Source organism: Mycobacterium appelbergii (assembly GCF_032883035.1).
GTDB lineage: Bacteria > Actinomycetota > Actinomycetes > Mycobacteriales > Mycobacteriaceae > Mycobacterium > Mycobacterium appelbergii.
In genome coordinates this window covers 229,302-239,706 of record NZ_JAMQTH010000014.1, presented here as the reverse complement: position 1 = coordinate 239,706, position 10,405 = coordinate 229,302, and the positions used below count along the sequence as shown (strand labels likewise).

At 59.9% G+C, this 10,405-nt stretch carries 8 protein-coding genes; 6 read left to right on the top strand and 2 right to left on the bottom strand.

What is annotated here, in order from left to right; translation table 11 throughout:
- Positions 1 to 410: 410 nt before the first annotated feature.
- Positions 411 to 1,556, bottom strand: a complete 1,146-nt coding sequence (locus tag M1247_RS28575) for an EspA/EspE family type VII secretion system effector (protein ID WP_317159773.1) — start codon at positions 1,554 to 1,556, stop codon at positions 411 to 413.
- 256 nt (positions 1,557 to 1,812) lie between these two features.
- Between M1247_RS28575 and M1247_RS28570 the strand changes: the two genes are divergently transcribed.
- Positions 1,813 to 2,004, top strand: a complete 192-nt coding sequence (locus M1247_RS28570; protein WP_317159772.1) for a hypothetical protein — start codon at positions 1,813 to 1,815, stop codon at positions 2,002 to 2,004.
- A 335-nt stretch (positions 2,005 to 2,339) separates the two neighbouring features.
- Here M1247_RS28570 and M1247_RS28565 read toward each other — a convergent pair whose 3' ends face one another.
- A complete protein-coding gene (locus tag M1247_RS28565) occupies positions 2,340 to 3,464 on the bottom strand; it encodes a sialidase family protein (RefSeq protein WP_317159771.1) in 1,125 nt (374 codons plus the stop codon).
- Between the two features lie 392 nt (positions 3,465 to 3,856).
- On the opposite strand from M1247_RS28565, the gene M1247_RS28560 reads away from it, so the two are divergent.
- From M1247_RS28560 to M1247_RS28540, 5 genes are all read left to right on the top strand, one after another.
- Complete coding sequence (locus M1247_RS28560) at positions 3,857 to 5,488, top strand: ABC transporter permease (RefSeq protein ID WP_317159770.1); 1,632 nt, start codon at positions 3,857 to 3,859, stop codon at positions 5,486 to 5,488.
- Between the two features lie 83 nt (positions 5,489 to 5,571).
- Positions 5,572 to 6,621, top strand: coding sequence for an ABC transporter substrate-binding protein (locus M1247_RS28555; protein ID WP_317159769.1), 1,050 nt, complete (start codon positions 5,572 to 5,574; stop codon positions 6,619 to 6,621).
- 45 nt (positions 6,622 to 6,666) lie between these two features.
- Positions 6,667 to 8,814: an acetate--CoA ligase family protein gene (locus M1247_RS28550; protein WP_317159768.1), complete on the top strand. Its 2,148-nt coding sequence runs from the start codon at positions 6,667 to 6,669 to the stop codon at positions 8,812 to 8,814.
- Entirely contained in the window at positions 8,811 to 9,971 is a 1,161-nt protein-coding gene (locus M1247_RS28545; RefSeq protein ID WP_317159767.1) for a thiolase C-terminal domain-containing protein, read from the top strand. Before M1247_RS28550 ends, M1247_RS28545 begins: the two co-directional genes overlap by 4 nt.
- Positions 9,958 to 10,398: a Zn-ribbon domain-containing OB-fold protein gene (locus tag M1247_RS28540; protein ID WP_317159766.1), complete on the top strand. Its 441-nt coding sequence runs from the start codon at positions 9,958 to 9,960 to the stop codon at positions 10,396 to 10,398. Before M1247_RS28545 ends, M1247_RS28540 begins: the two co-directional genes overlap by 14 nt.
- The last annotated feature ends 7 nt before the right edge of the window (positions 10,399 to 10,405 follow it).

Genomic DNA, 10,405 nt, shown 5'->3' with positions numbered 1-10,405 from the left:
TCGTATTGCGACCCGTCATCAGGAGTGCCTTGCCCGAAGGTCTCCCGCGCCTTCGACCACGTCGAATAGAACCCGTCGTCGTGGGTCGCTGAGAACGGATGCTTACTCCGCTATCCGTCGAGGTCGCTGGCTGGCCGTTCGGCGTCATAACTTGGCTCGTGCGGGAAGTGAGGCGGCGAGGCTGGTCTCATGTTGGTGGTCCAACCGGGGTTAATGATTGGGTCCCTTCGGCCGGACGCGATGTTCCGGAAATGGCGGTACGTCAAGAGGATAAATAACGCCATCAAGAGAAGCGTTCCGGCGGTAATCGCGATTCCAGACATCAGACCGAATTTCTATTCGTAGTTGGACGCAGTGATGCAAATTTTCGCAATCCGCGAGCCTGACGTTGTGTTTCCGGGCATCTCATCTCAACCTCCACTTCTCATTATGGGGACGGTTGGCGTGCTCGTTTGGAATTTACCGTCAACAACTTTGGTGGATGCTCCAGTCCCATCTGGAATATAAAATGTGCCGCCGTCATACAGCTCGGATTCACGGATGATCTGGGGAATGGAAACGCGTTGCCAGTCATCGGCTTCACTCATTATGGGCACTGTAATTGCTCCAAGGTCGCCTGCTCCTTGGATGACAGGTATTTTATTCATTTCGTACTGATAGTTTTGCCACTGTGCCTGATACCAGTTTCCATCAACGTTGACCATCCTCGTGTCCCCGCTGAACTCGGTGCCGGAGATTCGAAATCGATAAGTATTTTGCAGGTCAAATCCGCGCGCATCTTTGCTTTGGGGGTTATAGCCGCCCACCGTCAATACCCCCGAGGTCGGACCGGTCGAAGTTTCCTCAGTCAAACAGGGCGGGCCGGATTGGTATGGCGCAGGCGCTGGGAAGGGCGATTTGCCGTCTGACGGTTTCGAGTAATCGACTGCCCAGAACCCGGTGCCTGGCGTCACGCCAGCGGGTGGGGGGCCGTCCCACCGTCCGCTGGGAGCGGTGGACATGCTGGGTGGGCCTTGGACGGGTCCCTGTTGTGGCTTCTCGCTCCCGGGTGCGAATTTTTGGTTGGTCAGGGCGTCGTATTCGCCTTTGTAGCCGGTGATGCGTCCGCTGATGCCGGTCATGTCTCGGGTGGCGTTCTCGACGATGGTGCTGACCTTCGTCACACCTTCGTTGGCGATGGGCACCAGCTTGCGTTCGCGGTCGGCCGCAGAGGTCTCCGGCAGCGACTTGACCATGCTGTCCACCCAGTTACGGGTGGTGTCGAGATTCTCCCGACCGGCGGTCACCACGTTGGCCGCGTTCTTCACCTCGGCCGCCATCTTTTTGTCGAGTTCGGCGAGCTTGCCGTACACGGCGGCGTGTTCTTTGTTGGCCGCCGCGTAGGCGTCGGCCCCGCTGCCCTGCCACCGGTCATCGGGTGCGGCCGCCTCCACGGCGGTCTTCATCTGCATCAGCTTGGAACTGCCGTCGTATTGCGACCCGTCATCAGGAGTGCCTTGCCCGAAGGTCTCCCGCGCCTTCGACCACGTCGAATAGAACCCGTCAAGCACACCCACGGGTATCAGTATCTCAGCCCTGCGGCTACCTCGGTGCCAGGAATCCGACGGGTCTCGATCGTCAGCAGTCCGCCGGAGAATCCGTCGTCGTGGGTCGCTGAGAACGGATGCTTACTCCGCTATCCGTCGAGGTCGCTGGCTGGCCGTTCGGCGTCATAACTTGGCTCGTGCGGGAAGTGAGGCGGCGAGGCTGGTCTCATGATTCCAGCGTGTTTTAGAGTCCTGTGGCGCGATGTCGGGCGAGAAGGATGAACGTATGGGTGGTCGGAAGCGCCATTTCGCTGAGGACATCGTGGGCAAGTTGCACCGCGCTGATGAGCTCACCGCGGAGGGCAAGACCGGTGAGGAGATCGCCGCCGACACTGTACAACTGGCGCCGCACAAGCGGCTGGCTGATGCCGAGTTGGAGAAGGACGCGTTGCGGGAGGTCGCGAGGGGCAAATTCTGAGCCCAGCTGCCAAGCGCCGCGCCGTGGACATGCTCAAAGACATTCTGGGCATGTCGGATCGGTTGGCGTGCAAGGTTATTGGGCTGGCTCGTTCCACCCACCGCCGCCTGCCGTTGTCGCAGACCCTGGCTGATCCGGACGCCCAGATGAGGGCCTTCATGTCAAAGTCGTGAGCCCGCGCAAGACGGCTGGTATCTGGTCGATCCCACCGATTCTGGCCGACGCACCGAATGTGGTGTGGGCGATCGACTTCCAGGGCGTACAACATCACATCCAGATCGTGTCACCTCCGCCGAGGACCATCCAAGGAGGTCCGGGTGTTTCCTGGGCAGCGCCTATTCCGGGATAAAGACAGACTGCGCTATGTGGCGCACCCCACCGTTCATCTGGATCGCGTCGTGGGCGAGATTGAAGTAGTAGATGGCCAGGCACTTGCCGGGTTCGATTTCTATGACACGAGGATAGCCAAGATCCCAGCTGCCACCGTCAGCACGCAGAATCGTCTCGGAACCCCACGTATGCCCTCCGTCGTCGCTGACCCGATATCGAACTCCGTACGGCGGAAGTCGGTAGCCGTAGACGCAGACGATGCGGCCATCGCTCAGTTCGGTGATGTCACCGGGCGCACCCCAATCGTTGACCCGCGAGATGAACTGCCACGTCCGGCCACCATCCATGCTCTCAAACAGTTCTGTCCACAACACGGTGGTCGGATCGCGCTGGCACCGCACGGTTGCTATCAACCGGCCGCTACGCAAGAACAACGGTCGTGGGTAGAAATAGCGGTGAGCGCCAAATCGTGGCGACCCCGACTTCTCGTCCAGAGCCTCCCAATCCCCGATGGGAGTGATGAATGAGAGAAAATTCCACCGCACTCCGTCGGGACTCGCATAGACCAATGGCCAGCGGGTCCAACCATCGGGCATTACAGCCGTCAGCGCGACTAGGCACATCCCATCTGCCCTCACTGCGGATGATCCTTGCCCGGATAATGAGGACATACCCGACATCGGCAGGAAAATCGGACGCCGCCAGACTCGGCCGCCGTCGGTGGAGATGCGCATCCATGGACGTGCATCAGGGACAAAGATCGCCGGAAGTCCACCGCTGGCGACCAACACGTCCTTATCGTGGAAGTCGACCGGTCCTTCCAGCGAATAGTCCGCGGCGCCGTCAGCCTCGATCTGGTCGGACGTCGTCGAAAGATCCATGAGTTCGCCCATGGACTCGAGATCCCAGGTCTCGCCGTTGTCGTGCGACCTCGTTGTCACCACTTTGCCGCGGGAGACCGTCAGATTGTCGTGGTGGATGTCGTCCGCGTTCGAATAGTTGACGGGGACGCGGCGAAATGAGGCGAGCAGTGAGTCGTCCGCAGTCCTCCAGAGCCCAAACAGGAACGGCATGCCACAGAATTCCCCCTCATTTCTGTAGAGGACGCTGTGCTCGACTCGTGTCGTCATCCGTGGACGTTCGAAACTATCAAGCATCGCGGTGCCTTTCGTTTTGATGCTTTGGGACGCGACTCGCGGGTCGCCTCACGATCGGTGCCGAGAGGCGCCGTCGGGGTTACGTCATGGTCGGGTCGAAAGTAGGGGGTTGACGACTTGTTGGCGATTAGCCTAACATCGAGACAACGTTGTCTCAAGTAATGTTTTATCTAGATAGGCAACGTTCTCGAGCGAACAGTTGACAAATTATTAAAGGTGCCATCACTCCCAAGGTGAAGCGCCCTTACTTTGAAAGGGTAATGGCTGCTATGGCTGATCTAAAGGTGCCCAGTCGACGTCGTTCGTTGCCATTTAAAGGCAGGTCGATGGGGTCTCATCGATGGCCAATAGTCATCCTCTGCATTGTGGCTGCCTTCGTTGTTTTTTCGGTGGTGGCGCCAAGTATTGGTATTTTTGGCCGGAGCTTTTACATGCCGGAATCTGGTTTCACGTTGGATTGGTACCGTGAGACCTTGGCATCGTCGGTCGTCTTGTCGGCAACGCTGAACACCGCGATCGTCGTGGTGGGCGCGACCGTTATCGCGCTTGTCAGCGGTGTGGTGCTGGCGTGGTTGGTGACACGGACCGACGTCCCGTTCGCCCGCTTTCTTGGCATCGTGCCGATCATGCCGCTGTTCTTCCCGCCCGTTGTCGGTGCGGTGGCCTGGGTTCTCCTGCTGTCGCCGGACGTCGGGTTGATCAATGGATTTCTTCGCGCAGTTTCTGGAGGGGCAATCGGGCCCATCAACATTTACAACGTGTGGGGAGTGACGTGGGTTATCGGAATCTACATCACGCCGTACGTGTATTTGACGATATCCAACGCTTTTCAGCAGTATGACGGAGCCTATGAAGAGGCTGCCCGGTCGGCCGGCGTATCCACAATCACGATCCTACGTAAAATTACGATCCCGTTGCTGCGTCCAGCCATCATGGCCGGCGCAATGTTGGCCTTTATATCTGCTCTCGCAGACTTCTCAATCCCGCAGATCATCGGCAAGGCTGGAGATGTGAATGTGTACACCACTCTCATCTACGATTTCTTGCGCCGATACCCACGGGAAATTGCTCCGGCCGCCGTCTTGAGTTCCATCATGGTCATTGTCACTATGAGTGTTTTGTGGTTTCAGCGTCGCATGCTCCGCCAGTGTTCCCGATTCGTCACCATGAGCGGAAAAGGGTTGCGTCGCAACCGCTTGTCGTTGGGCCGATGGCGCTGGCCACTGTTTGCCGGCGTTGTTGGCTATGTGCTGGTGACGGTCATCCTCCCAGTCTTCGCGCTGATCAATGTCTCGCTCCAAAACTATTGGAGCGGAAAGATCAGCCTTGACGGCCTTACCCTGGAGAACTTCACCTGGCTCACGGACGGGTCGAATCTGGTGACCACATCGTTGCTGAACAGTGGCTGGCTCGGTGTGATCGGAGCAACGGTTGGCATGCTGATGGCCGTCCTCATTGCCTACACCGTTGTCCGTAGTCGCCTGAAGGGTCGCGGAGTCCTGGACTACCTCTCGACCTTCCCGGCGGCAGTACCGGCCACGGTTCTGGGCGCCGGTCTGCTCATCGTCTATCTGGGGCCGCCCTTCGCGCTGTACGGCAGCAACGTCCTCCTGCTGATCGCGTATGTCGGGCACTATCTGCCGCAGGGGACTCGGACTGCCACGGCCGCGTTCCAGCAGGGAAGTTCGGAGATGGACGAGGCGTCGTACGTCTGCGGGGCATCATGGCTGACAACCTTTCGACGCATTGCGGTGCCACTGATCGGCCCCATTATCGCCGGTGGATGGCTTTTCCTCTTTGTTCTGATGTCGCGAGAACTCTCGGCATCAGCCTTGGTTGCCAGTCCATCAACGCCCGTTATCTCGGTGGAGATTCTGCAGCTGTGGAACGACGGGTCGATTCCGAGGCTGGCTGCAGTCAGCCTTGTGGTTGTTGCACTGTCAGCGATCTTGACTTTAATCGTGCAACGGGTCGGAAATTTCAAGGGTGCCCAATAGCCGATCTCTTTTGACAATCCAAGCTCGAATCGGGAAACCAACTAACCAACCAAGATCCAACGAAGAATTCTGGAAGGTGCGTTATGGAAAACTTTTCGCGGCGTCAAGTGTTGGCGGGTGCGGGTGCCGTCCTCTTCAGTCTTGCCCTGAGTGCATGTGGAGCGGGAAATGAATCTGACTCCGCGAGACCAACGGTCCCCGATAGTTGGGATGCGGTTGTCGAGGCCGCCAAGAAGGAGGGGCAGGTCCAACTCTACTTCTCGATCGGCCAGGACGTCATCGACAACCTCACGGCAGGCTTCAAGAAGAAGTACCCCGACATCGGTGTTGACGTGTACAGGTCAGCGGGCGGCTCGAACACCCTGATCGAACGGATGGAGAACGACCTTGCGGCCCGCTCGTGGATTGCAGATGTCGTGGATCTGGCCTCACCTCTGTGGCTACAAGACGCTCTCAAGAGGGGAATCGTGGCAACCGATGTCAAGCTACCGAACGCTGATGCTTGGGACCCGAAGTATTGGAAAGACGGGACGATGGTGCTGACGCCGACCGTCATGGGGGTGGCATACAACACCGACTTGGTCACGAAGGATGAGGTCCCTAAGAGCTGGGCCGACATGAGGGACGCCCGTTGGAAAGACCGGATGGGCTTCTGGGAACCCCGACCCGACACGGATTCGCACACGAACCTGTACAGGTACTATCTGGAGACGTTCGGGCAGGAATTTATTACCGACATAATGAAGCTCAATCCACGCTTCTGGGACGAAGCCAACTCGCTTGTGCAGGGGATCGCGGCCGGGGAGTCTGCCATCGGTCCAGGGTTTCTCCACAAAATCGAGGCTCTCAAGAAGCAGGGCGCACCGATTGATTATGTCGAGCTCGAGCCCGCACCGACTTTCTTGAACACAACATTTGTGGCAAGTGAATCCCCCCATCCCAATGCGGCGAGGGTGTTCATGGACTATGCGATGAGTATCGAGGGCCAAACTGCTTTGGCTGGAGACCGCCGCGGCAATTCGGTCCTAGACGTTCCCGGCGCGATCAAGAATCCGGATGAGATGTACATCCCCGACATCAACAAGATGGCTCAGGATTACGACCTGTTCATGGGCCTCATTGGACGCTCTTGACGTCGATGACGACTTTGCCAAAACATCCAGGGAAGAGCGAATCACGTGAATAACGAAGTTGGATTGGTCGCGCCCAGTAGCGTGGCCGTGGTCGGCGCTTCGGAACTCGGCGGAAAGAACTATTACGGGGCGCGAGTGCTGCGAAATCTCGTGGACTCAGCCACCGGCACGAAAATTTACGCGGTCAACCCCCGATACCACGGGCGCCAGGTAATGGGCGTCGACGCATTCTCGACGTTGTCCGATCTTCCGAGTGTTCCGGACCTGGTGATCATCGCGATTTCCGTATCCGGTGTGGTGGACGTGCTGACCGAGGCCGGCGAACTAGGGGTGCAGACCTGTGTGGTGCTGACCCGCGAGTCGCGAGGCGCAGATGCGCGCGCGTCGTTCGAGGCAGGCGTACGGAAGGTGGCAAATCGTTACGCCATGAGGGTCATCGGCCCCAATTCCATGGGCGTCCTCTGCGGAGGTGCGATGGTGAACGGCAGTTTCGCTTCGGGGGCACACGACGGCGGTTTGACGCCCGGATCGCTGTCGATGATTTCGCAGAGCGGCTCGTCGATCTCCTACCTGCTGCAGCTCTTCCGAGGTAGTGGAGTGGGGTATTCCTGGCTCATCAGCACCGGTGACGAGGCCGCCTTGTCGCTGGAGGCGTTGTTCGAACAGGTGGTGGAGGATCCAGCCACCCGCGTCGTGCTTCTCTTCGTCGAGGGCATCACAGACGGGGCGCGGTTTCGTCGGGCCGCGCTCAGAGCCCGAGTCCTGGGCAAACCTGTTGTCCTGCTTCAGGTGGGGCTCTCCGGCGCCGGCCGGGAAGCCGTACAGACCCACACCGGCCGATTGGCCGGCGTGGAGCAGGGGTTTGTCGCGGTCGCCCATGAGAGCGGAATGCTCCGGGTATCCAGCTACGAGCGTTTCTACGACGTCGCGGCGGCGTTGGTCATGCAGGCAGTGCCACGAGGGCAACAACAACACCACCGTCGCGCCGCGGTGATCTCGACCTCTGGTGGAGCGGGGGCGTACACGGCGGACTGCCTCAGCGATCTCGGCTGGAGACTTCCACCCCTCTCGGATGACGTTCGAGCCGCGGTCGAATCGATCTCCGCTCAGGACGGGCTCGAGAACCCCGTTGACGTGACTGGTACGTGGGCCAGTCCAGAGATGCTTCCCGCGATGTTGGTCGCCATGGCCGAGGACTCGTCGATCGATGCGCTGGTGGTTGCCAGTGGAGCCGGCGGGACCCTTGCTCTGCCCGTGGCAGAAGCCATGGCCGTTGTCCGGGAACAGATCTCTCAGGAGCTCTACGTTGGTTGGGTCGGCATGAGTGCCGAGGTCGCAGCAGTGCTCAGCCGTGCTGGGATCAGTGCGTTTCCTGACCCGCAAAGAGCAGTTCACGCGGCCGAGGCCAGCGCACGGTTCCGGCAGGATCAGCAGGACACCCAGCAAACGATCGAACTGACGGAACTGCTGTCCGAGACCGCGTCGACGAGAACATGTTCCGCACCTGGCCGGAGCCCTGCCACCAGAACTCTTACTGCGGGGGACACCCTGAATTCGCTCGGACGGGCCGGCGTCGCCTGTGCACCGGGCACGCTGGTCGAGGGCAGCCTCGACGTCGGTGAGGTGGAAAAAGAAGCGGTCAACCTGGGTTACCCGCTCGCGATGAAGATTGACGCGCAGGAGTTGAGTCACAAGTCCGACAAGGGCGCAGTGGCCATCGGAATAACGGATTCGGTCCAACTTCGAAATCAGTTGGCCACCTTCGCGGACATTGCGCGGACGGAGGGTCTGACCTCGTCGCGGATTCTGTTTCAGAGGATGGTCGACGGGATCGAGGTCCTGATGGGACTGAAACGAGATCCCGCGTTCGGACTGCTTCTCGTCCTTGGTCTGGGTGGTGTCCACGCTGAGCTCTTTCCAAATGTGAAGGCCGTCGTCCTGCCGGCCACGAAGGCTCAGCTGACGTCGCTGGTCTCCTCCCATCCGGTCCTGGATCGACTGCTGGCCGGGTATCGCGGTGCCGAGCCGGCCAACCGTGAGGCGCTCATCGACATGATGCAGCGGTTCGCCGAGTGGGGACTGACATTCGGTGATCACCTACGAGAGGCCGAGGTGAACCCCGTGATGGTCAACGTCGATGGAGCTCTTGCCGTCGACGCCCGCGCGGTGTTCGAGGAAGTGGGCTCGCCGTGACCAAGGACGCCATGGCCTACATACGCGGGGTCGGGAACACCAAGTACGTCAAGAACGCGGAGCGATCGGTCGGTGAGTTGGCCGCCGAGGCAATAGAGAAGGCAGCGGCTGACGCGGGCATCCAGGTGGCCGAGATAGACGGCATCATTGTTTACCACGGGCACATCGGCACCGATGAGGTCGTGGCGCAGATGTCTCTGCCCGATGTCAGATTGCGCGCACTCATCGACATAGGCGGTGCCAGCGCTGTGTCAGCCCTCGGCATGGCATCGCTGTATGTGCTCGGCGGTGCTGCCGAGAATGTGCTTCTCATTCGGGCAATCAAGGGAAATTCCGGCCCGCGCAAAGCGCAACGGAAGTCTTTCCTTCCGTCACAGCAGTTCCGCACACATCTGGAATATGTGGTCGGGTGCAATACGCCGTCGCAGCGGTACGCCCTTCTCTGTCGACGGTATATGTATGAATACGGGCTGGGGCGAGAGCACCTCGCCGAGATCGCGCTGGCGGCTCGTGCGCACGCGAACCTCAACCCGGACGCGCAGATGTACGGGCGCCCTCTGGGTCTGGAGGAATACCTCTCGGGACGGATGATCGCGGATCCGTATCTGCTCTTCGACTGCTGTCTGGAATCTGATGGCGCCTGTGCGGTCATCGTTTCGGCCCAACCGGGCGAGGTAAGCCAGAGGCCCGGCGTCGGGATTCTCGCGACGGAAGAGGGGCACGCCGACCCGCCTGATGACATCACCAACCGGGATGAATTCCTCCACGTCGGCCTCGAGAAGGCGGCCGCGCGTCTGTGGAACTCGATTTCGTTGGGTCCCAGCGATATGGACGCGGCGATGGTCTACGACTGTTTCACCTTCGAGGTTGCCCACCAACTAGAGGCTGCCGGGTTTGCGACACCGGAGACCATCGGGCGCCTGATCCTCGAGGATGGCATTCGGCTGGGCGGAAAGCTGCCGGTCAATACGCACGGCGGGCTGCTGTCGGAGGGCCACATGGTCGGGCTCAATCACATTGTGGAAGCCACTCGCCAACTGCGTGGGACATGCGAAGAACGGCAAGTTGAGAACGCGCGTCATATTGCCGTGACCGGATGGGGCAATCTCGGAGATGGATCCATCGCTGTTCTCGGGAGGCGTCATGGACCTGCGTAGCGTACCGGCGCCGGATCTGGAGGATCCGTTGTTCGCCCCCTACTGGGAGGGAACCGCACTAGGCAAGTTGGTGCTACCCCGTTGTTGCGGTTGCGGTCGGATGAACTGGCCACCCAGAGCGATCTGCCTGGGATGTCGAGCCGCTGAATTCGCCTGGGAGCAACAGCGGCCGAGCGGCACCTTGTTCAGTTGGACCGTTGTCGGTCGCGCGACTGCACCTGGATACCTGGACGTTCCCTACACCGTGGGCATCATTGCGCTGGATGACGTTCCGGTGCGATTGATGGGTCAGGTCGTGGGTGTTGATCCCGAGAACGTTGTCATGGGGATGCCGCTTTCCGCACGATTCACCACAGCCGGCTCGTCGCCCGAGTTCACCCTGATCCAATTCGAGCCCACTCCGGCTTCGCCGGCCACATCGATGTGAGGACTTG

Coding starts and splice junctions, on each gene's coding strand:
- M1247_RS28565 (WP_317159771.1), bottom strand. CDS start 3,464: ATGACGACACGAGTCGAGCACAGCGTCCTCTACAGAAATGAGGGGGAA.
- M1247_RS28540 (WP_317159766.1), top strand. CDS start 9,958: ATGGACCTGCGTAGCGTACCGGCGCCGGATCTGGAGGATCCGTTGTTC.
- M1247_RS28555 (WP_317159769.1), top strand. CDS start 5,572: ATGGAAAACTTTTCGCGGCGTCAAGTGTTGGCGGGTGCGGGTGCCGTC.
- M1247_RS28570 (WP_317159772.1), top strand. CDS start 1,813: ATGGGTGGTCGGAAGCGCCATTTCGCTGAGGACATCGTGGGCAAGTTG.